This window comes from Actinacidiphila sp. bgisy160 (assembly GCF_965342435.1).
Lineage (GTDB): Bacteria > Actinomycetota > Actinomycetes > Streptomycetales > Streptomycetaceae > Actinacidiphila.
This window is the reverse complement of sequence record NZ_CBDRCM010000057.1, coordinates 25,050-48,389: the sequence shown is the minus strand read 5'-3', so window position 1 is coordinate 48,389 and position 23,340 is coordinate 25,050. Positions and strand designations below refer to the sequence as shown.

20 protein-coding genes are annotated in these 23,340 nt (G+C 72.5%); 8 read left to right on the top strand and 12 right to left on the bottom strand.

The window, feature by feature from the left end:
• Nucleotides 1–203: 203 nt before the first annotated feature.
• From ACRWNP_RS31050 to ACRWNP_RS31040, 3 genes are all read right to left on the bottom strand, one after another.
• On the bottom strand, nt 204–626 hold the full coding sequence (locus ACRWNP_RS31050) for a universal stress protein (protein ID WP_431967250.1): 423 nt from the start codon (nt 624–626) through the stop codon (nt 204–206).
• Nucleotides 627–655: 29 nt separating this feature from the next.
• The gene (locus ACRWNP_RS31045; RefSeq protein ID WP_431967248.1) at nt 656–1,939 is read right to left on the bottom strand and encodes a YbfB/YjiJ family MFS transporter; all 1,284 of its coding nucleotides are present in this window, start codon (nt 1,937–1,939) and stop codon (nt 656–658) included.
• A gap of 154 nt (nt 1,940–2,093) precedes the next feature.
• Nucleotides 2,094–2,915, bottom strand: a complete 822-nt coding sequence (locus ACRWNP_RS31040) for an MIP/aquaporin family protein (RefSeq protein WP_431967246.1) — start codon at nt 2,913–2,915, stop codon at nt 2,094–2,096.
• Nucleotides 2,916–3,190: 275 nt separating this feature from the next.
• Between ACRWNP_RS31040 and ACRWNP_RS31035 the strand changes: the two genes are divergently transcribed.
• Both ACRWNP_RS31035 and ACRWNP_RS31030 read left to right on the top strand, forming a co-directional pair.
• The gene (locus tag ACRWNP_RS31035) at nt 3,191–3,331 is read left to right on the top strand and encodes a hypothetical protein (RefSeq protein WP_431967245.1); all 141 of its coding nucleotides are present in this window, start codon (nt 3,191–3,193) and stop codon (nt 3,329–3,331) included.
• A 125-nt stretch (nt 3,332–3,456) separates the two neighbouring features.
• On the top strand, nt 3,457–5,430 hold the full coding sequence (locus ACRWNP_RS31030; RefSeq protein WP_431967243.1) for a BTAD domain-containing putative transcriptional regulator: 1,974 nt from the start codon (nt 3,457–3,459) through the stop codon (nt 5,428–5,430).
• Between the two features lie 576 nt (nt 5,431–6,006).
• Here ACRWNP_RS31030 and ACRWNP_RS31025 read toward each other — a convergent pair.
• Nucleotides 6,007–6,408 carry an STAS domain-containing protein gene (locus ACRWNP_RS31025; protein ID WP_431967241.1) on the bottom strand — a complete coding sequence of 134 codons (402 nt, stop codon included), beginning with the start codon at nt 6,406–6,408 and terminating at the stop codon, nt 6,007–6,009.
• 96 nt (nt 6,409–6,504) lie between these two features.
• Entirely contained in the window at nt 6,505–8,676 is a 2,172-nt protein-coding gene (locus ACRWNP_RS31020; RefSeq protein ID WP_431967239.1) for an MMPL family transporter, read from the bottom strand.
• 284 nt (nt 8,677–8,960) lie between these two features.
• Here ACRWNP_RS31020 and ACRWNP_RS31015 point away from each other — a divergent pair, with 284 nt between their 5' ends.
• Nucleotides 8,961–10,247 (top strand): sensor histidine kinase, encoded by a 1,287-nt coding sequence (locus ACRWNP_RS31015; protein ID WP_431967237.1) that lies wholly within the window; start codon nt 8,961–8,963, stop codon nt 10,245–10,247.
• A complete protein-coding gene (locus ACRWNP_RS31010; protein ID WP_431967235.1) occupies nt 10,216–10,887 on the top strand; it encodes a response regulator in 672 nt (223 codons plus the stop codon). Before ACRWNP_RS31015 ends, ACRWNP_RS31010 begins: the two co-directional genes overlap by 32 nt.
• Before the next feature lie 34 nt (nt 10,888–10,921).
• On the opposite strand, the gene ACRWNP_RS31005 is transcribed toward ACRWNP_RS31010, so the two are convergent.
• Nucleotides 10,922–11,236: an aquaporin gene (locus ACRWNP_RS31005; protein WP_431967233.1), complete on the bottom strand. Its 315-nt coding sequence runs from the start codon at nt 11,234–11,236 to the stop codon at nt 10,922–10,924.
• A 179-nt stretch (nt 11,237–11,415) separates the two neighbouring features.
• Here ACRWNP_RS31005 and ACRWNP_RS31000 point away from each other — a divergent pair, with 179 nt between their 5' ends.
• Together ACRWNP_RS31000 and ACRWNP_RS30995 are read left to right on the top strand one after the other, a co-directional pair.
• The gene (locus ACRWNP_RS31000; RefSeq protein ID WP_431967231.1) at nt 11,416–12,111 is read left to right on the top strand and encodes a type 1 glutamine amidotransferase domain-containing protein; all 696 of its coding nucleotides are present in this window, start codon (nt 11,416–11,418) and stop codon (nt 12,109–12,111) included.
• 99 nt (nt 12,112–12,210) lie between these two features.
• Nucleotides 12,211–12,864, top strand: a complete 654-nt coding sequence (locus ACRWNP_RS30995; RefSeq protein WP_431967229.1) for an HAD family hydrolase — start codon at nt 12,211–12,213, stop codon at nt 12,862–12,864.
• A 148-nt stretch (nt 12,865–13,012) separates the two neighbouring features.
• Here ACRWNP_RS30995 and ACRWNP_RS30990 read toward each other — a convergent pair whose 3' ends face one another.
• Genes ACRWNP_RS30990 through ACRWNP_RS30975 form a run of 4 tightly spaced genes read right to left on the bottom strand, consistent with a single transcriptional unit; the run spans nt 13,013 to nt 16,626 of the window.
• Nucleotides 13,013–14,206 carry an ABC transporter permease gene (locus ACRWNP_RS30990; protein ID WP_431967227.1) on the bottom strand — a complete coding sequence of 398 codons (1,194 nt, stop codon included), beginning with the start codon at nt 14,204–14,206 and terminating at the stop codon, nt 13,013–13,015.
• Nucleotides 14,203–14,916: an ABC transporter ATP-binding protein gene (locus ACRWNP_RS30985; RefSeq protein WP_431967225.1), complete on the bottom strand. Its 714-nt coding sequence runs from the start codon at nt 14,914–14,916 to the stop codon at nt 14,203–14,205. The genes ACRWNP_RS30990 and ACRWNP_RS30985 overlap by 4 nt, the downstream gene beginning before the upstream one ends.
• Nucleotides 14,913–16,028 carry a hypothetical protein gene (locus ACRWNP_RS30980; protein WP_431967223.1) on the bottom strand — a complete coding sequence of 372 codons (1,116 nt, stop codon included), beginning with the start codon at nt 16,026–16,028 and terminating at the stop codon, nt 14,913–14,915. The genes ACRWNP_RS30985 and ACRWNP_RS30980 overlap by 4 nt, the downstream gene beginning before the upstream one ends.
• On the bottom strand, nt 16,012–16,626 hold the full coding sequence (locus ACRWNP_RS30975; protein ID WP_431967221.1) for a hypothetical protein: 615 nt from the start codon (nt 16,624–16,626) through the stop codon (nt 16,012–16,014). The genes ACRWNP_RS30980 and ACRWNP_RS30975 overlap by 17 nt, the downstream gene beginning before the upstream one ends.
• A gap of 123 nt (nt 16,627–16,749) precedes the next feature.
• Here ACRWNP_RS30975 and ACRWNP_RS30970 point away from each other — a divergent pair, with 123 nt between their 5' ends.
• Both ACRWNP_RS30970 and ACRWNP_RS30965 read left to right on the top strand, forming a co-directional pair.
• Complete coding sequence (locus ACRWNP_RS30970; protein ID WP_431967219.1) at nt 16,750–17,448, top strand: response regulator transcription factor; 699 nt, start codon at nt 16,750–16,752, stop codon at nt 17,446–17,448.
• Nucleotides 17,445–19,280 (top strand): sensor histidine kinase, encoded by a 1,836-nt coding sequence (locus tag ACRWNP_RS30965; RefSeq protein WP_431967217.1) that lies wholly within the window; start codon nt 17,445–17,447, stop codon nt 19,278–19,280. Before ACRWNP_RS30970 ends, ACRWNP_RS30965 begins: the two co-directional genes overlap by 4 nt.
• A gap of 262 nt (nt 19,281–19,542) precedes the next feature.
• Here the strand turns inward: ACRWNP_RS30965 and ACRWNP_RS30960 are convergent, their stop codons facing one another.
• Nucleotides 19,543–21,492, bottom strand: coding sequence for an N-acetylmuramoyl-L-alanine amidase (locus tag ACRWNP_RS30960; protein WP_431967215.1), 1,950 nt, complete (start codon nt 21,490–21,492; stop codon nt 19,543–19,545).
• Between the two features lie 752 nt (nt 21,493–22,244).
• Nucleotides 22,245–23,237 (bottom strand): transcriptional regulator TrmB, encoded by a 993-nt coding sequence (locus ACRWNP_RS30955; protein WP_431967213.1) that lies wholly within the window; start codon nt 23,235–23,237, stop codon nt 22,245–22,247.
• Nucleotides 23,238–23,340: the final 103 nt, after the last annotated feature.

Here is a 23,340-nt window from a genome sequence, read left to right as displayed (position 1 = left end):
GTTCCGATGGCCGAGACCGGTTGTCTGCGCAGTGACAGCCACGTGGGCACGAGAGCCGCTCCGAAGGCGAGTGCCCCGGTTCCGCAGGTGATCGCGCAGGCCGGCGGTGGTGTGGGACAGCAACTGCTGCCTAGTGGTCATGGATGGTCCTCCCAGGGGTGAGCGGTGCGTCCCGCGCGGTGTCCCGGCCCTGGTTGGACACCTCACTCCTTCTCGGGGACGAGCAGTACGGCGATACGCGTGTGGTGCACCACCGCGTCGGTGACGCGCGGAGAGAGCCAGGCCCCCAGGCGCGTGCGGGAGTGCGGGCCGAGGACGATCAGATCGGCGTCGTACCTGCGTGCGGCGGCGGCGATCGCCCCCGGGACGTCCGACAACAGCGCGTCGACGAGTTCGCCTTCGGCTTCGACGCCGTGCCTGCGCAGGGTCGCCACCGCCTCCTCGAGGACCTTGTGGGCGGTGGCGTCGTCCTCCATGCCGACGACGGTGTCGTAGACGACGTCCGAGGGGTCGACGTGCAGGACGCGGACCGACGCGCCGGTGCGCGCGGCCAGTTCGGTGGCGGTGCGGACGGAAAGGTGGTCGGTGCTGCTGCTGTCGACGGCGACCATGATGCGTCGGAACACGGTAGGACTCCCTGTTCGGCCCGGGCCGGTCAACGACCCTGGGCGGGCTGGACGGATTGGGCGGATCGAGCGGATCGGGTGGCGGTGGCGCCCGCGTGATCGTCGTGCCGCTGGGCGACGTGCGCCCGCTCGCGTTGGGCCAGGGCGACCACGGCAGAGACGGCGAGGAGGATCACCGACAGCCACAGTCCCTTGGCGATGCCGCCCGAGGTGTCCGACATCAGGCCGGAGATCAGCGGGCCGACCGCCTGACCGACGCTGAATGCCACGGTGAGCAGGGCGATGCCGGACGTCCAGGCGTGCGGGGGCAGTGTCCGCCGGGCGATGACGGTCACCGCGGTGGGTCCGGCCATGAAGCTGCCGCCGAAGATCACTGCCGAGATGATCGCCGCTACCTGGCCGTGCCAGAGCAGGACCGGCAGCACCCCGACGAGCACCACGGCGGAAACCGCCGCCGGGGCCAGGCCGCCCTTGAGCCGGCCGATCACGCGGCCCCACACCAGCAAGGTCGCTGCGGCCGAGGCGGCGCCGAGCACGATGAAGAACGCCGCGGTGGACCACGTCCCCAGGCCCTGGCTGTGCAGCAGGGCGATGACGAACGTCATGTACGAGACGTAGCCGGCCCCGAACAGCACGTACCAGGCGAACGTCGGGGTGAGGAACCTCAGGCCGCCACGCTCTTTGCCGGCCGCGGTCGCGGCCGCCGCGGGAACGTGCCGGGACGCCCACGCCGCCGGCCCCGTGGCGAGCAGCGCCAGGACGCCCATGAGCAGCCAGCCGCCCTGCCAGCCGGAGGCGCCCCAGGCGGTCAGCGCCGAGGGCACCACGACACCCGACAGGACGACCCCGATGCCGACTCCGGCCATGTAGGTGCCGACCATCGTGGCCGAGCGGGCCTGCTTTCCGCCGGTGTGGACCCGCGACGCGAGTGCCGATCCGACGACGAAGGTCACCGCGGTGGCCAGGCCGCCGACGAAACGGAAGACGGACAGCGCGGCGAAGCCCCCAGTGGCGGCGGACGCCAGCAGCGCGACTGCGCTGAGCGCCATGCCCCACACGAACACCCTCCGGGCACCGAAGCGCCGCGACCACCAGGCCGCCGTGCCGGCGCCGAGGATGTAACCGAGCGCGTTGGCGGTGTTCATGGCGCCTGCGGCAGCGTAACTCCAGCCCAGCGTTTCGCGCATGGCGGGCAGGAGCAGGGCGTAGGCGAACCGGGTGAAGCCGAGTGCCACCACCGGCCCGGCCGCGAGGCCGAGCGCGATGAGCGGTTCGGGTACCGCTCTGCGGGGCTGGATCGAGGTGTCGGTCATTGCACACTCTCCCGTGTGACGAAGGGGGACGTGGTGCCCGCCGCGGCAGGCGTGCCGTGGGGCGGGGGCGCCGGGGAGCGCCTGATGGGAATGTCAACCGGCCCAGTGCGCGGGCCGATGCCTGCCGGAAGGGACCACTGACCCTCGAATCGGGTCATCGCGGTGCCTGCCCGAACTCCATCCGGGGAGGGGGGGGCGCCCCGGGCAGGGCGGAGCGGACCGCGGCGAAGAGCACGGCGGCGATGAGTGGCGCCGGCGCGTACACCCACAGCCACCCGGTGTCACCCGCGAGGAGCCCGGGACCGAACTGCCGGGCCGGGTTGAAGCTGCCGCCGGCCCATCCTCCGGTGAGCAGGATCAGCACCGTCACGGCCGCGCCCGCCACCAGTGGGACGCGTGGGGCCGGGCCGGGCCGGGCGGCGACATGGGTGACCGCTGCCAGCAGCAGCGCGGTGGCCACGGCCTCCGACAGGAACACCAGGGGAACGGGGACGCCTTGGGCGGCACGGACGGCCGCGAAGTCCGGTCCGGGCCCGGCCAGTGCCCCACCCCACAGCAGCCGGCCCGCGGCCACTCCCGTCACGGAACCGGCCAGTTGCGCCACCGCGTAGGGGGCGAGGTCGCGTCCGGGCAGCGCGCCCATCAGCCAGAAGGCCACCGAGACCGCCGTGTTCATGTGCGCGCCCGAACGTCGCCCGAGCGGGGAGAGGATGAGCAACCCGACGGTGGCACCGCTGACGACGGCGTCCACCACCAAGCGGCCCCCCTGTGACGGCACCGCTTCGGCGAGAGGGCTTCCGGGACCCGCGAGCCACCGGAACAAGGTGGCCATGACGAACAGCAGAACGGCGGTCGCGGCGAACTCCGCGAGCCAGGCTTGCCAGTGCGCGCCTCCCCCGCGGGTGTCGCGGTCGGCGCGGGAGGCCATGCCGTCCTGCGACGTACCCGTGCCGTTGTCCGGCGCCCGTGCGCCCATGCGGTTCCTCCCGGTGATGCGGTGCGGGCGGGGGCGCCCACGGCTTCGCGGCCCGGCAGCGCGCCGACCGCTCGCTCCCACGATCCACCGCGGGATTGCACGGGTGTTGCACACCGCCGACCGCCACCGGGCTGCAACGCGCGTGCAAGCCGGCCGCGAGCCTGGATCCCGGGGCGACGAGCCCCACGGACCGAGCGGCGGCCGCATGCCGGTTTGCCGGCCGTGAGGAGAACCGTGGTGCCGATCTCCGCGACGCGTACGGGGAGTCGGTGATCGTGCGGCGCAAGCCGACCGCGCTGGGCATCGACCACGACGATGTGGCAGCGGTCCTGGAGGCCGAGGGCGTACGGCGGTTCACCGAATCCTGGCCGGACATGGCCAAGACCGTGCGCGCGGAGCTGGAGGAGGCCTGCTGACCGCACCGCGTGTCCCGATGCGTGGGAGGTCTGTCCCATACTCCGGTGGTGCCTGTCGCGGCGCCCGCCGAAGGTGGGGCCGGGTGGTGACGTCCCGCCGCCCGCGTTCGACAGAGAGCCGTCCCATGACTTCCACCACCCGTGCGTTCGACCGGAGGCGGTCCGCGGGCCCGATCCGTCTGCGGTTGATCGGCCCCCTCGACCTCGTGGATCCGGGAGCCGACCGACGCCCCGTGATTCCCCGGGGCCGGGCCTCCCTTCTGCTCGCTTTGCTCGGTGTCCGCCGCAACCGGGTGGTCGCCCTCGCCGAGGTCGTCGACACTCTGTGGCCGCAGGACCCGCCTCCGGCGGCGGAGCAGATCGTCGCCTCGCTGATCAGCCGGCTCCGCAAGATCACCGGTCCCTGCCTGGAACGCGTCGGTTCCGGTTACCGGCTGGACACCAGCGCCTGGCAGGTGGACGTGGACGAGGCCGCCCGTCTCGTGTCCGTGTCCGAACGTCACCTCGGGGCTGGGCAGAGCGCCGTCGCGGACGTCGCCGTACGCCGCGCACTCGAGATGCTGACCGCGGGCCAACCCCTGGAGGAGTTCCCCGCCGAGGAATGGACCGAGGAACTGGTCCGCGCCGTCTACCAGCAGTTGCGCCGCGCCCGCGAGGCCGCGTGGCTCGCCGCCGCGCGGCTCGGCGACCACCGGCGCTGCGCCGAGGTGGCGTGCGCGGCGATCGCTGTCGACCCGTACGACGAACCGGCCTGGAGGGCGCTGATGGCCGCGGAGTACGGCCAGGGCTCGGCCGGTGCCGCGCTGCGCACCTTCGACCGGCTGCGCCGCAGGCTGCGCGCCGACCTGGGCACCGACCCCGATCCGCGGACGGCCGCCCTGCACGAGGCGATGCTGCGCGGCGGCGAGACGATGTGCCTGCTGACCCGGCCCCCGGTCCGGTCCCTGGGCGTGACTGCGCCCCGGGGCCGGCTCGTGGGGCGCGACGCCGAACTGGGCCGACTGGAGCGGGCCTGGCGAGCCGCGCTGGGCGGCCGGCCCGCGGCCCTGGTCGTCCGGGGCGCCTCGGGCATGGGCAAGACCGCACTGATGGCGGCGGTGCGCCGGCATGTGGAGGACCACGGCGCCGTCGCCCTGACGGCCGCGCACCCCATCGCCGGGCAGGCGTCGGAGGCACCCGCTCTCGTGCGCGCCGTACGGGCTCACTGCCTCACCGCCCCGCCGGAGGAGGTACGCGCCGCGGCGGCCGGTCTGGAACGGCCGCTGCGCCGGTTCCTTCCGGAACTGGACGTCCTGCTCGACGGCGGCTGCCACGCCTTCGCCTCGGGCTCCCAGGCGCCGTCCCAGGACGAGGCGAGGCTCGAGGCCGTCGCGTCCTTCGTTCTTCGCATCGCCACCCGACACCCGGTGCTGCTCGCGCTGGACGACGCGCACCATGCCGATCGGGAAAGTATTGAGGCCGTCCGGCGCCTGGCCGGCGCGACGCCGGTGGCCGGCGTGCCCCACCGTCTGATGGTGCTCCTCACCATCGGCGCCGAGCACCGGCCCCCGGGCACGGTTCCGCTGCTCGGGTACCAGGCCGAGCAGCTCAGTCTGGAGCCGCTCCTCGCCGCCGACGTCGGCGAACTGGCCTGCCACCGCGGGTTGCCGAGCACAGCCGCTCACGTCCATCGGCTCACCGGCGGACACCCGGGGCTGGTCACCGAGGCCCTCCGTGCGGCCGCGCGGGGCGCCGACCTCACCGGACGCGGGCGGCTGCCGGTGAGCCTGGTCGAAGCGGCACTGGCCCTGGTGGACCGGGCCGGGCACGCCACCGCCGAGTTCCTCCGCTTCGCCGCGCTCGTCGGATCCCGGTTCCGCCTGCGGGAGGTCCTGGCTGTCAACGCCTTCGACGGCCGGGACGCCGCGGCCCACGTGGACGCCGCCTTGCGGGCCGGGCTGCTGGCGGTCGACGGTGACGATCTTGTCTTCACGGCCCCCGTGGTGCACGCCGCGCTCCGCACGACCGTACCCGCTCCGGTGAGGGCGGCACTGGACCCGTCACGGCAGGGCCGGGGGTGCGCCCGTTGCGGGGCACCGGCGGACCTGCTCGCGGGCTGAACGCGAGCGGGCGCTCGCGGCAGTCCGCCTGCCTCGGGCGCCTCGGGCCGCTCGGGTTCGGACGGTGGGCGCGGCGCGGCGGCCGGGACGTCGCCGCCCGCCGCGATGCCCGGTGGGAGGCGTGCCAGGACCCGGTCCGCCCGGGCCGTCACCTCACGCAGGCACTCGCCGCGGCGATCCGTCGGGCGCAGAGCGCGGTTCCCACGGTCGTACCGCATCGGAGCACCTCGCGGTCCTCGTCGGCGCTGTACCCCGCCTCGTACGCCGTGGCGCCGCCACGCAGCACCACTCGACCGCACCGGGGTCGACGTCCGGCCGCGCGCCGGCCAGTCGCGCGGTGGCGCCGGCTCGGACGGCCGGGCCGCACAGGACGCGCGCGTGGCGTCGTCCACCGCGGTGCGGGCACGACCGCCCTGTCGCGTGCCCGGGCGGCCGCCCGGTCTCGTCCCGCTGTACGGAGCGCCGCCCGCGGATCGCCTCGGTGCCGAGTGCGGCAAAGGGCGGTACCGCCTTCCGGCCGGTACCGCCCTTGACCACGGACCGCCATGGCTGCCCATGCGGCCTCGCGCGCCCTCGTCACGGCGCCGGGTCCTCGTCCAGCAGCCGTGTGAGTCGCGTGAGTCCGAGGACACGGCGCACCGGAGCGGACGCCGCCCCGATGGTGAAGCGGCGTCCCCGGTGGGCGGAGAGGGCCGCCGCCGCGACCAGGGGCCGCAGCCCGGAGCAGTCGATGAACACCAGGTCCCGCAGGTCGACGGTGATGTGCTCGCCCCGGTCCGCGCAGTCCTGCAGGACCGCGTGGACCCGGGGTGCGGCCGCCACGTCGAGCTCGCCGCACACCATCACCAGCGCACGGCCGTCGTCGTCACGCCGCACGGCGATCCCCACTTCCTGCAGTCGCGTGTCCGGCCCGAGTCCGGCGGTGTGCCGCACGGCCTTCGGGGACTGCGTCGGGGAGGGACAGTGCGTGGTGCTCATGGATGGCCTTTCCTGGAGGTCTGACGGTTTCGGCGCGGTGCGCCTACGCGCACCGCTGGACCGTTTCCAGATTCCGGTACGAAAGCATGTGAACCGTCAATCACCAGAGCGAATCACCTCGTAGTCCGCGGGGATGAGACGCCGGTGGGCTCCGCCTTCGGAACGGTGCCGTCCTGTGCGCGAGGGCCAGAACGCCCGGTGTCCCACCAGGGCCGTCAGCGCCGGGATCAGCAGCCACGACGTGACGAAGGTGGCAAGGAGGACGCCCATCGCCACCGGAAGCCCGACGGAGGCGGTGGAGCTGCTGAAGCCGAGGACGCCGAAGCTCGCGGCGAGGATGACGCCCGCGGCGGCGACCGAGGGGCCGGCGTGGGTGACCGCGTAGCGGGCCGCCTCTCGTGGGGTCGCCCCGCGCAGCAGTTCCTCACGGAGCCGGGCGATCATCAGGATGTTGTAGTCGGTGCCGATCGAAGCGACGAAGAGGTAGACGATCAGCGGCACGGTGAAGGTGACACCTGGCTTGTGCTGGAGGTGCTGGAAGAGCAGCACCGCCGAGCCCAGCGTGGCCGCGAAGCCGAGGCCGACGGCCGCCATCAGGTACAGCGGGGCGAGCACCGCCCGCAGCGTGAGCAGCAGGATCAGGCCGATCGCCACGGCCGCGATCGGGATGATCAGCCGCAGGTCGTGGCTGACAACCTTGCCGGTGTCCGCGTACGCCGCGGTGAGACCGCCGAGGGCGACCGAGGTGCCCGGTGGGGCGAGAGCGTGGGCCCTGGGGGCGAGCACCTCCTCGTGCCCGCGCAGCGCCTGGGTACCGGTGGGGTTGACAGTGAGCACCATGTCGATCTGCGCCACCTTCGCGTCGTCGGACACCCTCACGACGCGGGCGTCCCCCACGTCCGGCAGGTGCGTCAGCCGGGCGGCGTACGGTGCGAGCCGGGCAGCGGTGAGCGTGCCCTTCTCGGCGGTCACCATGACCTGCGTCGGGGTCAGCACGCCCTCGGGGAACGCCGACCTCAGCTCGGCGTAGCCCTGGGCGGCATGACTGCCCTTCTGGTACGGCGACAGGTCGTAGTCGGCCTTGTATCCGAAGGCGAACGTGGCCAGCGCGGCCAGCAGGAGCGTCGCCGCTCCGGCCACGGCTGCCGGCGCCCGCGCGACGAGAGCGGCCACCGGCCCTGTCACGCGCGGCGCGGGAGAGCGCCGCCAGGACGGCCTGCGCGCCAGTCGCTTGCCCAGCACCGTGAACAGCGCGGGGACCAGCGTCAGCGACGCGAGGAGCATCACCAGGACGGACACGCCGAGCGCCGGGCCCAGGACCCGGAAGTCCGGCATCTGCGAGGCGAGCAGCGCCACGAAGGACACCGCGACCGCCAGGGCGGAGGACACCACCGCTTCGCCCACCCTGCCCACGCCGCCGGCCATCGCCGGGCGGTGGTCCTGCCCGGTGCGCAGCCGCTCGCGGTAGCGGTGGAGCAGGAAGACGATGTAGTCCGTGCCGACGCCGAAGAGCACCACCGGCAGCAGTTCGGTGGCCGTCTTGCCGATCCCCACTCCGGCGAAGTGGGCGCCGATGGTGAGCAGCCCGGTCACACCGAAGCCGACCAGGGCGATCGTCACCAGGCTCAGTACGGCGATGAGCAGGCTCCTGAACAACGCGATCAGCAGCACGAACACCACTGCGATCATGGCGTACATGACGATGGCGCTCATCCGCGAGTCGTCGGCCGTCGCGGCGGTCTCGCCCGTCAGATGACCTCGCAGTGGGGTGCCCTCGGTCGCCTCGGTGACGTCCCGGTCCAGGTCGGTCGCCGCTTTCTGGGCCGCCTGGTCGTCCGACGGTTCGCCGAACACGGCCTCGGCCAACAACACCCTGTGGTCCGGCGACACCTGTCCGGGACCGGTGTCGACACGGACGGCGGCTGGGCGCGTACGCCGCGCGGCCCTCCGGTCCAGTCGCTCCACAAGGTGCTCGGCGCTCGCCACGTCCGCCCGGGTCAACGGGCGGTCGTCGGCCCTGGTCAGGACCAGGGTGGCCCTGCCGCGGTCGTCTGGCTTGCCGAAGGCCCGGTCGGCGATGCTCTGGGCCCTGGCCGATTCGTACTGGGCGGGCAGGCCGCTGCTCTGACGTGCGTCGTTGGTGTCGTTCCAGTGGTGGGCACCGGCGTAGCCGACGCCCACACCGGTCAGGGCCAGCAGCACCGCCGCCCAGGCAAGGATGACGAGGACGGGCCGCCGGGTGACGGCACCGCCGAGACGGTCGAACACGGAAGTTCCCTTCGCGGGGCTGGTACGGCTCCCGCGCGCCGCAGGAACCACTGTGGTCAAGCCTTCGGCCGACGCACGCCACGACCGTCGGTCGCGGTGCGGAACTCCCCGGTCATCAGCGCGAGGGAGCACGTTGTTCCGCTCGGTCCGAGGGACGAGCACAGACCCCGGCCCGGCACGGCCGCGCTCCTCCGGAGGGATGACAGCACTGCGGATGACAGAGGCCGCGGAACCTCGTGATCGGTGCCGAGGTGGCCCGGACCGGCGCGGACTACGGTGGGTTCATGACCTTCTTCGACGCGATCGCCAGGCGGCGGGTGCCGAGCTCCGTGATCGACACGGTGCTCGCCGTCCTGCTCGTCCTGGGGTCGCTGTCGACGGTGGTCAACACCGTCACGCTCCCGGGCGGTCCCGGCACGGCCCCGCTGGGGATCGCGCTGGCGGTGCTCACGGGACTGCCACTGGTCGTGCACCGGCGGTGGCCGGTCCCGGTGCTGGTGGTCGTCTCACTCGCGGCCGCAGCCCTCCAGGGGATGGCGTACGTACCCCAGCCGGTCGGGGGGCACGGCGTGTCGATCGGTCCCGTCTACCTCGCCGTCGCCGTGACGGTCTTCCTCACCGCGCTGCGGGTCCGCCGGTCGTCCTCGTTCGCGCTGCTGGCCGGGGTCGTCCTGGCGGCCAGCCTCGCGGAGATCGAACTCGACCCGGGGTACCGGCTCTCCGCTGCGGTCACGATGAACGTCCTGCTGGTCGCGGCGTGGGCGCTGGGCGAACTCGCCCGCGCCCGGCGCGCGATCGCCTCCGACATCGTGGAGCGCGCCGCCGCCGCGGAGCGGGAGAAGACCGCCAACGCACGCGCGGCCGTGGCCCAGGAACGCGCCCGCATCGCCCGCGAGCTGCACGACATCGTCGCGCACAACGTGAGCCTGATGATCGTGCAGACCATCGCCGCCGACCGTTTGCTCGACCGCGATCCGGGCAAGGCACACGAGCTGCACACGGGCGTGGAGCAGACCGGCCGGGCCACCGTCGTCGAACTGCGCCGGCTGTTGAACGTCCTGCGCACCGAAGAGGACGAGGAACCCGCGCGACGCCCGCCGCAGCCGCACATCGACGAGATCCCCGGCCTGCTGGCGGCGGTCGGCGACGCCGGACTGCGCGTGCGGTCCACCACCCTGGGCGCCCCGCGCCCACTGCCCGCGGGGACGGAGCTCACGGTCTACCGCATCGTGCAGGAGGCGCTGACCAACACCCTCAAGCACGCCGGCCGCACCCGCGCCGGCGTCACCCTGGACTGGCGGCCGGAAGAACTCGTGGTCACCGTCAGCGACGAGGGGCGCGCGGCGGACGCCGGCCTCGTCGCGACCGCCGCGTCGGCCGACGGCGGTCACGGACTGGTCGGCATGCGCGAACGGGTCTCCGCCGTCGGCGGGCGCTTGGAGACGGGCCCTCGTCCCGGCGGCGGATTCCTCGTCCGCGCCGTCGTACCCGCCCCGCTGAGGGAGGAAGGCTGCGAAGCCGAGGAAGGAACGGTGCGCCATGGGCGCAATTCGCGTACTGCTCGTCGATGACCAGCCGATGATCCGTACCGGGTTCCGGTTCATCCTGGAGGCCGAGCCGGACCTCAATGTCGTCGGCGAGGCGGGCGACGGGGCGAGCGCCGTCGAGGACGCCCGCGCCCTGCAGCCGGACGTCATCCTCATGGACATCCGCATGCCCAGGATGGACGGCGTCAAGGCGACCCGGACGATCGTCGCGGCCGGGCTGCCCACCAAGGTCATCATCCTCACCACGTTCGACCTGGACGAACACGTCGTCGACGCACTGCGCGCCGGCGCCAGTGGCTTCCTCGTCAAGGACGGCCCGGCGGCATCCCTCATCGAAGCCATCCGCGTCGTCGCCTCCGGCGAGGCCGTGATCGCCCCGCGCGTCACGCGACGGCTCCTCGAGCGCTTCGCCCGGCTCGACGACGGCACCGCGGACACCACGCCGCCGAGCCTGGAGCGGCTGACCGGCCGCGAACTGGACGTGCTGAGAGCCCTGACGCGGGGCCTGTCGAACGCCGAGATCGCCACCGAACTGGTGGTCAGCGAGGCCACCGTGAAGACCCACGTCGCACACATCCTGGAGAAGTTCGACCTGCGCGACCGGGTCCAGGCCGTGATCCTCGCCTATGACGCGGGCCTGGTCACCCCCATGGCCGACCGCTGACCGGACCACCCGCCGGGGCCGGTGCCCGTACCCCTCAACGACAGGCCGAGCCCGCGTCCTGCCCACACATCCGGTGCGTGCACGGCCTCGGAATGTGCAGGCAGCACCGCAGCAGCCGGTGCGCCCCCGCGCCGGCCACCGCGCCGGCCACCGCGCCGGCCATCGGGGCGAGCAGATGCGCCCACAACAACCCTGTCCCGTCGGCGAACAGAGCCGGGCCGAACTGCCGCGAGGGGTTCACCGAGGCGCCACTGCGCCCGCTCGGCACGGTGGTGATCAACGCTGTCACGGCCCCGACGGCGTAGGGCGGCAGCCGGCTCCGAGCGGGGCGGGCCAGGAGAAACCCCACGAGCACCACCTCCTCGACGATCTGGAAAGCCCAGTGCCCGGCCTTCGCCCGGCGTCCTCGCCCCCGTCCCGCACCGCTGGCGGTGGCACCTCGTACCGCTGGTCGACCCCACATGCGGCTGTTCGGGGCCAACCCTAGGCTTTGGTTAGGGCATCACGTGAGGCCGGGAGGTGGGCCTGATGGCGACGGTTCTTTTCATCGTGAGCGGTGCGACGTACTGGGTGCTCAAGGACGGCACCAGGTATGCCACCGGGTACTGGGCCGAAGAGTTCGCGGTGCCGTACAAGAAGGTCACGGAAGCCGGGCATGACGTGGTCGTGGCGACGCCGGGAGGTGTCGTCCCGAACGTCGACATGATGAGCCTGCGCCCCTCCATGGCGGGTGGCGAGGAAGGCGCCCTGGAACTCGAGGCGATCATCCGTTCCGCGGAGGTCATGCGGCGTCCGCTGGCGCTGTCGCATGTCCGCCTCGAGGATTACAACGCGGTCTACCTTCCGGGCGGCCACGGCCCGATGGCGGACCTGGCGTGGGATGCCGACGCCGGCCGCCTGCTGTCGGCGCAACTCGCCTCGGGCAAGCCGCTCTTCATCGTCTGTCACGCCCCCGCCTCGTTGCTGGCCACCCGGATCCACGGGGAATCACCCTTCAGGGGTTACCGGGTCACGGGCTTCACCAACGAGGAGGAGGAAGCGGTCGGACTGGCCCCCAAGGCGACGTGGCTGCTTGAGACAGCGCTCAAGGAACAGGTCGGCGTCGACTACAGCCGCGGCCCGATCTGGGAGCCCTACATGGTCGAGGACCGCAACCTCGTCACAGGCCAGAATCCTCACTCCGCCTCGGTGCTGGCCGACCGGCTTCTGGAAGTTCTCAAGTGAAACGACTGCGCGCGGTGCGGCGAGATCGCTGAAGCGAGAAAAGCGGCGCCGTCGTTGTCTCGGTTTGCTCGAGGTCCGACAATCCAGGAGGGCGGGCAGATGGACCCGCGTCACGCACTGGCGCTGTTCGACCTGGATGGCACCCTCGTACGCCGGCGGACGTCCTTCGTCGACGCGGTGACGGCGTTGTGCCTGGAGCACGGCTTCGGCACGGAGATCAGGGCCTGGATGCTCAGTGAACTCGCCGACCGCGCCAATGCCGACGACTTCGTGCGGCTGCGCCACGAGTACGCACTGGACACCGGGGTCGGGCCGTTGTGGGACGAGTTCGTCGACCGGATGGCGGGCGCCGTCACCTGCGACCCCGCGGTTCTCCGAGGACTGGAGCGCCTGCGGGCGGACGACTGGAGCATCGGCATCGTCGCCAACGGGGCCTCCGACGTGCAACGCGCCAAGATCGGCGCGACAGGGCTCGCCGACCTCGTGGACGGAGTGGCGGTCTCGGGCGACATCGACGTCCGCAAGCCCGACACCAGGCTGTTCGCCCTCGCGGCCGGACGCTGCCGCACGCCTCTGTCCGCCGAGGCGTGGATGACGGGCGACAGCCCCACCGCCGATGTCGCCGGCGGGCACCGGGCCGGCATCCGCACCATCTGGGTTCGGGGACGTTCGTGGCCCGAAGGCCTCCCCACCCCGCACCACACCGTCGACGGCGTCACCGACGCCATTGATCTTCTCCTGGCGCGCCAGTAGGCAAGGCCGGTTCGAGCGACAGCGCGACGCGCCGCATTCCTGGCCGGCCCCTCTCCCGGGGGCCGGCCGGGGACACTGGCCTGGAGCACTTCCTTGTTGCGGCTCGCGGTGCCGGCACGGAAATTCAGCCTGATCCGCCGAGCCGGCGTCAGACCGCCGACAGGGCTTGCGTCGGGGGCAGCCGCGAGGCGCGCAGTGCCGGGTAGACGCCCGCCACGGCGCCCACGACGATCGCGCCGGCCAGACCGCTTCCGAGCGCGAGGGGTGGCAGGACCGGCGGCCACGACTGCCACATCGCGTAACCGGCCGTCCCCACGGCGCCCAGCACGGTGCCGCTCAGTCCGCCCAGGACGGACAGCACGACGGATTCCGTCAGGAACTGCCCCCGAATCTGACGGCGGTTGGCGCCCAGGGCACGGCGCAGACCGATCTCGCGGCGTCGTTCCAGGACGGACACGAACATGGTGTTGGCCACTCCGATACCGCCGACCAGCAGGGCGACCCCGGCAAGACCGAGGAACAGGGCGGAGAAGGTGTGCTCGGTGGCGCGCTTGGCGGCCAGGGCGTCGGAGGGCCGGCTGACCTGGACGAGTCCGGGCAGCTCCGGATTGACGGTGGCGGGCAGGACGGCGCGTACGGCCTCGATCCGCGACTCCCGCGCCTTCACGTAGACCACGGTGGGGTGGCCGTCGAAGGCGAGTACGTCGCGTGCGGCGTCCCAGCCGACCAGTACGGAGCTCTCCAGATCGGGCGTGAGCGGCATCGGCCCGAGAACGCCGATCACCGTGAACCGGCGGGTGCCGATCGTCACCAGCGGCTCCCGTCCCGGGGTGACGCGGTCGATGCCCAGTCGCGCCGCGGAGCGCGCGCCCAGGACGGCCGTGGGGAAGCTCTCGGTGGCGTGGTCGAGGAACCGGCCGGATCGGATGGTGCCGCCGACCGTGGTCAGCAGATTGGTCCTGGCGGCCAGCACGCTCAGCCCGATCGAGTCATTGGGGTCGGCCAGGTCGGAACGCCGCACAGTGGTGTGGGTGTTGGCCACCGCGGTGGCGCTGGTGACGGGGCCGATCCGGGCCGCCATGGCGTCGGCGGCCTCCGGAAGAAGTGCCTTCTGTTCGGCGTCGGGCTGCGGCTGCGCGCGGAGCATGTTGGTGCCGAGCGCCGACAGCTCGTCCATGAGGGCCCGCTGGCTGGAGGCGGGGATGCCGGTGACGACGACCAGGGTGGCGATGCCGATCGCGATGCCCAGTGCGGACAGCGCGGCACGGGTCCTTCGGGTGCGCAGGCCGAGCAGGCCGAGCCTCAGGACGTCGAGGGGGGACAGTCTGATCGGTCGGTTCATGCCGGGCTCCAGGCGTCCGCGCGGGTGGCGCTGTCCGAGGCGATCCGGCCGTCGTGCAGTCGGATCCTGCGTGGCAGACGGGCCGCGATGTCCCGGTCGTGGGTGATGACCGCGATGGTGGTGCCTTCCTGGTTCAGCCCGGTGAGCAGGTCGAGTACGGCGCGCCCGTTGGCGCTGTCGAGGGCCCCGGTCGGTTCGTCCGCGAGGACCAGGGCGGGTTCGTTGACCAGTGCGCGGGCGATGGCGACGCGTTGCCGTTCGCCGCCGGACAGTTGCTGAGGGAGGTGGCGGGTGCGGTGCGCGAGGCCGACCCGGGCCAGCGCCTCTTCGGCGCGGGGGCGGCGCAGCCGTCGTGGGACGCCCGCGTAGAGCAGGCCGGTCGCCACGTTCTCCGTCGCGTCGAGGCCGTCGGTGAGGTGGAAGTGCTGGAAGACGAAGCCGAGCAGTCGGGCGCGCAGCGCGGACAGGTTCCGGTCGGACAGTCCGGCGGCGGCGTGTCCGGCGATCTCGACCGTGCCGCTCGTCGGCCGGTCGAGGGTGCCCATGATGTGCAGCAGCGTGGACTTCCCCGAGCCGGAGGGTCCCAGGATGGCGAGGAGTTCGCCTTCCTCGACGGTGAGCGACACCTCGTCCAGGGCGGTGACGTCTCCCGCGTAGGTCTTGGTGACCTCATGGACGACGAGGGCGGGGGCCGGCCCTGCGGTGTTCATGAGGCGGTCACCACCGTCATGCCCTCGCTGAGGCCCGCGCCGCTCACTTCCACCATTCCGTCGGCGAACACCCCTGTGTCCACCGGGATCAGGGAGGCATCGGGGCGCTGCAGTGCGTAGCCGCCTTCGCTCAGGGCGAGGAGCGCGGTGACCGGGACGGCCAGGACGCCCCTGCGGTCGGTCGCGGTGAAGCGGACCTGGACGGAGGCGGAGTCCAGCCCCTTCACGTCGGCGGCGTGCCGCGGCGTGATGGTGACGGCGACCGTGGGAGGTCCTGCCTGCGCGGTCTGGTCATCGGCGGAACCGCCCTGGACGGCGCGTGCGACGGTGGTGACCGTGCCGGGGATCTCCCGGCTGTCGGGCAGGGTGATCACGACGCTCTGCCCCTTGCGGAGGGCGCCGACCTCGGTGGCGTCCACGCTCACGGCCACCGACTTCGCGGTGGTGGTGTACGTCAGCACCTCACCTTCGACCGGGTCGCCCGGGACGGCGGTCACGGTGTTGACCCTCGCCGGTCCCGGCAGGACGAGCGCCCGGCCAGGTGTGAGCGTCCCCGTCGCCTCCTGGCCGGTGTCGCGCTGCCACCGCTTCAGGGCCGCGCTCAGCTCGGGTGTGAACTCGGTGACGCCGGGCGCGGGCGCGCGGCCCGCGGTGTGCCCGGTGCCGTAGCCGAGGGCCCGCAGGTTGTCCGCCAGGACGGTGACGTCCCGCCCGCGCAGCCCCGGCTTGTCCAGCGCTCTGAAGAAGGGGGTGTCGCCGAGGAAGACGGTCACGGGCTGGTCGTTCACCCAGTACAGGGGCTTGCCCCGGACGGCCTTCGCGCCGGGCGCCGGCAGCTTGGTGAGCACTCCGGAGCCCGTGCCCTTGAGGGTGCGCGGCGGGCCGTAGCCGAGCGTGCCGGGCAGGGTCCTGTCGGTGGACAGGTCGGTCCTGATGACCTTGACGGTGTCGAGCCGGATCGGGTGTTCCGGCGCGGTCTGCGGGCCGCCCTGCCGCGCGCTCCAGGCCGCGGTGGCCCCTCCGGCGCCGCCCGCGGTCAGGAGAACGGCCAGGGCCACGGTGAGCCGGCGCCGACGCCGCCTCGGGAGGCGGTGATCAGCGGTTCTTGTCACCGAAGGCCTCCATCGTGCAGCTCTTGTCGGCCTTGGTCTGTTCGGTGTCGCTCATCGTGGGCTGGCCGTCGTAGGTCCAGCCGGAGTTGTCGGGCAGGGCGACGACCTTGAGTCCGCGGTCGTTCAGGCACGTGATGTAGGCGCGGTAGTCGTCGTCGTAGTGCGGGTTGGAGTCGCGCCGCAACTCCGATGGCTGGAGGGGTAGTTTGCCCGCGCACGTCTTCCGGGCGGCCTTGGCGGTGGGGCTGTTGTCGTGCTGGTCGACGGAGTAGGGGCCGCGGGCCAGGATCATCTTGTGACCGTGGTCCTTCAGGCAGGCGGCGTAGGCGTTCCAGTAGCGGTCGCGCTCGGCGTCGGAGCTGTCCAGGCGCAACTGCGGACGGCCCTGCTCGCTGTCGGCCGGGGGCGCGGCGGACGGAGATCGCGGCGCGGCCGAGGGGGTGCCGGTCGCCACGGAGGCCACGTCGCCCTCCCCGGACTGCTTGCCGGACGCCGCGCCGGTGCCCCCGGCGGAGCCGCCGCAGCCGGTGAGCAGGACGGCACAGAAGACCGCGGCGGCCGTGCCGAGCACGCGGTACGGAGGGTACGGATGGGTCATGCCGCCTGATCATGGCCGGTGAATGTCGGAAACCTGTCAGGAAGCGGTCGGCCTCCCGTGGTCCTGCGCGGGCGGCCCGCCGAAGCCGCAAATACGCCACTTGGCGTACTTATACTCCCGGCCATGAGCGCACACATACTGGTGGCCGAGGACGACGAGAAGCAGGCACAGCTGCTGCGGGTGTACCTCGAGCACGAGGGGCACTCGGTCACCGTCGTCCACGACGGCCGCGCCGCACTGGAGGAGCTGCGCCGCGACCCACCGCACCTGCTCGTACTGGACGTGATGATGCCGAAGGTCGACGGGCTCGACGTCTGCCGCATCCTGCGCCGCGAATCCGAGCTGCCGGTGCTGATGCTGACCGCCCGCTGCACCGAGGACGACCTCCTGCTCGGCCTGGACCTGGGCGCCGACGACTACATGTCGAAGCCGTACAGCCCGCGGGAGCTGACCGCCCGGGTGCGCACCCTGCTGCGCCGCACCCGGCCCTCCGGACCGCCCGCCCCGGAACCCGACCCGACGCTGACCGTCGGCGGACTGCGCATCGACCCCGCCCGGCACGAGGTGATCTGCGACGGCACCACCGTGGACTGCACCCCAGGGGAGTTCCGGCTGCTGGAGACGCTCGCCGCCCAGCCGGGCCGGGTCTTCACCCGCGAGCAGATCCTCGGGCAGCTCCATGGCACGGGGCGCTACTTCACCGTGCGGACGGTGGACACCCACGTCATGAACCTCCGCCGGAAGATCGAGGCCGATCCCGCCCGTCCGGTGCGGCTGCTCACCGTGTACGGGGTCGGCTACGTCCTGTCCGACTCCGCATGAGCCGCCGCTTCCCCAGCAGCCTGGTGGTGCGGCTGCTCGCGCTGTCGGTGCTGGTCTCCGTGTGCTCGATCGCCGCCACCGCCTGGCTCGCGGTCCGTACGACCACCCGGGCGATCCGGCAGGAGCAGGGCCAGGCCATCTCCGAGGACGCCCGGATCTACGAAGCCCTCCTGGGCCGGGCCGCCACGCACACCGACTGGCGGGGTGTGCAGCCTCTGGTGGACCGCCTCGCCCGCGAGACCGGGCACCGCGTCGTCCTCACCACGCAGGATCGCCGGCCGATCGCCGACTCCGCCGACGCAGCCGGGGCCGGCCACCGGACCCCGCTGCCGGACCGGGCGTCGGCGACCGTGGACCCGCTCGCCGTCGACGCCGGCGTCTCGCGAACCAGGAGCGACGACCGCATCGACTCCCGTGCCGCCGGCCCCTTCCGTCTGACCCGGGCGGAACGGACACGGCTGACCGCCCTCGCGCAGCGCCGCGTCACCTGCCTTCGCAGCCTCGGCCTGCCCGCCGCCGTCACCACGGCTCCCGGCGGACGGCCGCACGTGGACTCGCCGGGCTACACCGGCGACCGCTGCGCCGACGAGGTACTGGACCGGCCCACCCGCAGCGAGTCCCGTGCGCTCGCCCGGCTCGACGCCCTGGTCGACGCGTGCCTCGGCCGGCGGGGCAGCGGACCCGTACAACTCGCCCTGGATCTGACATGGAGGGCCACCGCAACCCGCGACCCCGTGAACGAGGCGCTGGTCTCCTCCTGCCTGGACAGCGCACGCCGCGAGCAACTCGCCCCGTACGTGGCCCCGGCCGCGCTGCTCTTCATCGGCTCCCCGGACAACGCCGCCGCCGCGTCCCCGTTCGATCTCTCCGCGCCCAACCGGCTCCGCATGGCCGGGGTTGTGGGAAGCGTGCTCCTGCTGACCGTCGCGGTCACCACCGGCCTGGGTCTGCAGCTGGTCAGGCCACTGCGCGCCCTCACGGCGGCCGCCCAGCGCGTGAAGGCGGGCGACGTCGCCGCTCGCGTACAGGTGACCGGCAGGGACGAGATCGGGCGCCTCGCGGAGGTGTTCAACGAGATGTCACAGCAGCGAGCCAGGCTCGAACGGCTGCGCACCGAGATGGTGGGCGACATCGCCCACGAGCTCCGCACGCCACTGAGCAACATCCGCGGCTGGCTCGAAGCCGCCGACGACGGCGTCGTCCCGGCCGACGGCGCGCTCGTCGGCTCGCTGCTGGAAGAGGCACTGCTCCTTCAGCACATCGTCGACGACCTCCAGGACCTCGCGGCCTCCGACGCCGGAGCGTTGCGCCTGCACAAGGTGCCGTGCGACGTCGGGGAACTCCTCCAGCAGGTCGCCACCGCCCACGGCGGACGCGCCGACCACGCCGGCGTCGCCCTGTCCGTGGACATCGCCGACGGCATCGGCAGCGTCGTCGCCGACCCCGTACGCCTGCGCCAGGCCGTCGCCAATCTCGTGTCCAACGCCGTCCGCCATACCCCGCCCGGCGGCGCGGTCACGGTCACGGCACGCCGGGAGGACGACGCCGTCGTCATCGCCGTCGCCGACACGGGCGGCGGCATCCGGCCGGAGGAGCTGCCCCGGGTGTTCGACCGCTTCTGGCGTGCCGAGAAGTCCCGCAGCCGCAGCACGGGCGGCAGCGGTCTCGGCCTCGCCATCGTCCGCAATCTCGCGCACGCCCACGGAGGCACCGTCACCGCCGAGAGTTCCTATGGTGAGGGGGCTTTGTTCACCCTGCGGCTGCCCGGCGAAGGGCAGGGCCGGGAACAGGCGTCGTCGCGTCGCGGAGCACCGCGCTCAGGCGGGGTCTGAGCCCGGGGCGCAGGCGGGGCCTGAACCCGGGCCGGCTCCGTGAACGCGCCAGGCGCCGACTTCATCCGCGTCCGAAAGTGACGCGACCCCGGCCCATGCCGAAAGGGCGGCGCCCCCTCGGTTCGAGGGGGCACCGCCGTTGGGGATCAGCCTGCCCTGGTGGCGGCGCCGTGGAGGGGGCCGTGGCCGTCCCGGAGCGCGCGTGGTGGTGTCCGGGACGCATGTCCTGGACACCACCACAAATGCCGTGCGGTGCCGTGTGTCAGCGGTGGCTGTGAGGATTGGCCGGGTTCTGGGCGCTGACGTCGCCCTCGTAGACCAGCGCGGTGCGGTGGTTGTACTGGATCGTGTACATCTTCCTGGCGCCGAAGACGACCTTGCCGTCGCTCTTGAAGTAGTCGTCGGTCAGCGCCGGCGGCGCGGTGGCGACGTACGCCTGGCCGGACGGGATGTCGTACATGCTCAGCGGGGCCTGGGTCGAGGCGCCGTAGCCGGCCGGGTACTCAGAGGCGTCCGGGTAGCTGGAGCCGTACACCTTCACCGGCGGGGTGTCGGAGGTCCTGCCGCTCTTGACGATGGTCACGCCGTGGGCGGGGATCGTGTTCCGGCCCTTCGGGTTGTGGAACCACACCTTGCTGCCGCTGAACCAGATCGCGGTCCAGGCGCCCTGCTTGCCGGCGACGACGAACTGCTGGCCGGCCTGGGCGGTGCTGCCCCAGTCGTTGATCCGGGTGGTCCCGGCGGCGCCGGGGTGGATGGACTGTTCACCGAAGAGCGGCGCGGTGTCGCTCGGCGCGGTGCGCAGGTAGACGAAGTTGGCGGGCTGCTCGAGGTCCGTGCAGGCAGGGGTGGCGCCGGTCGGGTCGTCGGACGGGCAGATCCGGACGGTCTGCCGGTTGTCCGCGAAGCCAGGAGCGATGGTGACGACGCTGCCGGCCCTCCCGACGCCGTGCTTGCCGGTCAGCGGGGCGCCGACCAGGGCCATGAAGTGCTCCCAGTCCCAGGACGGTCCCGGGTCCCAGTGCATGCCCGACACCGTGGCGGACGTCGGACCGACAACGTTGTCGTGGCCGATGAGGTGCTGCCGGTCGAGCGGGATGCCGAAGCGCTCGGCCAGGTACTTCACCAGCTCCGCGGTCGCCTCGTACTGGGCCTCGGTGTACCAGGTCGCCCCGTGCGCGGCGTAGCCCTCATGCTCGATGCCGATGGAGTGCATGTTGGTCGAGTAGTTGCCCGCGTGGAACGCCAGGTCCTTCGTGGGGACCATCTGCGTGACCGCGCCGTCGGCGGACCGCATCACGTAGTGCGCGGAACTCCCGCCCGGGGTCTGGAACGTGGCTATCGCCGACTCGTACGAGGACTCGGTGTCGTGGATGACGATCGAGTCGATCCGGATCCCGTTGGCCGGACGGTCGGAGACCTGGCCGTTGGACGGGGCGGCCGGTACGAAGGTGCAGTCCACGGTGTCCGGGCACTCGGTGCCGGCCGTCGCCGCCGAGGTCAGGCGCAGTCGGTCCAGCTGGCCGGTGGCCGGCTTCACTCCCGTCGCGGCCGTCAGCGCCACACGCTGTCCGTCGGCGGTGGTGCGCTTCACGCCCTTCTTCAGCGTGGCGTAGACCCGGTCGGCGAACGCCCGGGCACCCTGCCGATGCGTGGACTGGCTGTAGCGGGCCACCGCGCCGTACCAGTCGTCCGGATCCGCGGACGCCTCACCGCCGGTCGCCTCCTGATACGACGCCAGCAGTGCGGCCCCGCCACGGATGTTGGCCTTCGGGTCGGTACGCAGGTCCTCCGCGGACAGGCCGGTGAGCTTCGCCGCCGCCTGGAGCGTGTGCAGCGCCGGGTCCGCGGCGAGTCCGGACACGTCCGCCCGGCCGGCCATGCCCGCGTCGCCGGCGGAGAGCATCGACGGCGTGACGTCCGTCAGATGCATCGGCCCGTAGCCGCCGTCCGTGCTGTGCTCCCCGGCATGCGCGTCCCATGCCGACTCCTGGTACGCCACCGCCAGCAGCAGTTGCTCAGGTACGTCGAACTCCGCCGCCGCGGCCGCGAAGTCGGCCTGCCGCGTCGATGCGCCGGAGGGCCTCTCGCCCGTCGCCTGCGCCACCACCGGCACCGCCACCGCACCGGCCAGCGCCAGTGCAGAGGCCGCGAGCAGCAGCGGCCGACGCCGTCCGGCGTGCCGCCGGCGAGCCGTTCTCTGTGTCGTCATCAATTGTTCCCGAGTGTGTCTGAGGCGGTCATGTCGCCTCGTGGGCGGCCTGACTGACACGGCATGAGCGTTCTGCGAGGCGCTCCGGAACCTCTACGGAGGTGTGCCTGCCGCCAATCGACCTGAGGACGGTCGGTGACGCTAGCAGAGAGGGCCGGACGGCATCAAAAGAAGTCGGCGCCAATGGGAGGATACTCGAAGGTTGTGAACGTGGCGTGGAAGTCCGCCATTTCGAGCCGCGCTCTCCGTCGCCGACTCCGGCGTCATGGCACAGGAATCACAAAATGTGGCACTGGCATTCCAAGCGCGGTCACGTCCGCAGCCGGGCCCTCGCCCGCCTGCCCCGCCGGCGGACCGGCCAGGCAGCCGCATCGCCCATAACGCGCGCCCCGGATCAGGGAATCACCCTGATTTCGGGTCCAGTCCGAATTCCACCTGAACATCGAAGAGACTCCGGCCGTCGATGCACCACGCACGCCCCATTGCCCTCGCGGCATCAAGTGCGCTCATTCCGGTGCGGCCGGGTGAACAGGCCGTCGGACCACACACGCGGCCCGATCCGGTACGCAGTGGCCGCGGCCGCCGGGACAGGCTCTCCGAGGGTCAGCACGCGGTGTACGTCTCCACACGCCAGGATCCGCGCCACCCTCCTTGGAGGTATCGCGGCAAAGCCGCGTCGCGCCCGGGCGGTGCTGGAGACGGTCGCAGCGACCCGGCCGACGGTGTCCAACCAACGACGGGCGGGTGGCAGTTCAGTGCGCCTCCACCCAACGGTGCCGTACGGCGTGGCCGCCCAGTTGCATCCGGGTCCGGACTCCGGCCATGTCCATGAGGTGACGCAGGCGTCGGTGCAGCGTGCGCGGTGACAGTCCCAGTTGCGTCGCGGCCGTCTGGTCGGTCAGTCCGGCGAGCAGCAGTGCGAGGATCCTTCGGTCGAGGTCGGTCGGGCCTTCCGCACCCGGCCCGACAGCGCTTTCCGCCTCTCCACCGGTGGCCGGCAGTTCGAGCGGACGGGCTGTGCGCCAGACCGTCTCGAACAGTGCGTCCAGCGCCGCCAGCAAGCCGCTGCGGTGCAGCAGCACAGCCCCTGGCTCTCCGGCGGGCGTGACCGCGAGCGGGACCAGGCCGAGGTCCGCGTCGGCCAGCACGAGTTTCATCGGCAACTGGTCGGCGACACGAAGTTGCACCCCATTGCGCAGTGCGTCGATCGCGTCGTTGATGATGCCCGGCTCCGCCAGCACGGCCCGGTCGAGCACCGCCCGGAATTCCACGCCGCGGCCGATGGCCTCGGGTTCGGCGGTGTTCTGGTCGGGGGGCACGGCGACGAACGGCGCGGTGATGAAGGTGCGGATCTGCGTGCGGGCCGCCTGCTGCACCTGCAGGAAACGATGGCGTATGGCATCGAGGCCCGTGACGACTTCGATCAGATCATTGATGCCGCGGCCGCTCATCGCCGCCCGGTGTTCCTCGGTCAGGGTCACGAGTGCCTGTTCGGCCCTGCGCAGCCCGTCCCGCTGCCGGGTGATGAGTGCCCCGAGCGCCATGGCCGGCGGCGCGGCGGTGAACCGGCCGTCGGCCGACTCGATCACCAGCCCCCACCCCACCAGGCGGGACAGCGCCTTGGCAACGTCGGTCCGCGCCAAAGCGAGCAGATCCGACAGCACGGTCACGGTGGAGTCGGGCCGTCCGAGCAGCACCCGGTAGACGCGCTCCTCGCCTGGTTCCATGCCCAGAACATCCAGCATCGGCGACTGGCTCCCTTCCGCTTGCCGCAGCGGGGAGAGTATGCGCCATGGCGGCAGGGGCTGAATAGTTCCTGCTGGGAGCAGGTGCGACGGGGAAGGCCCC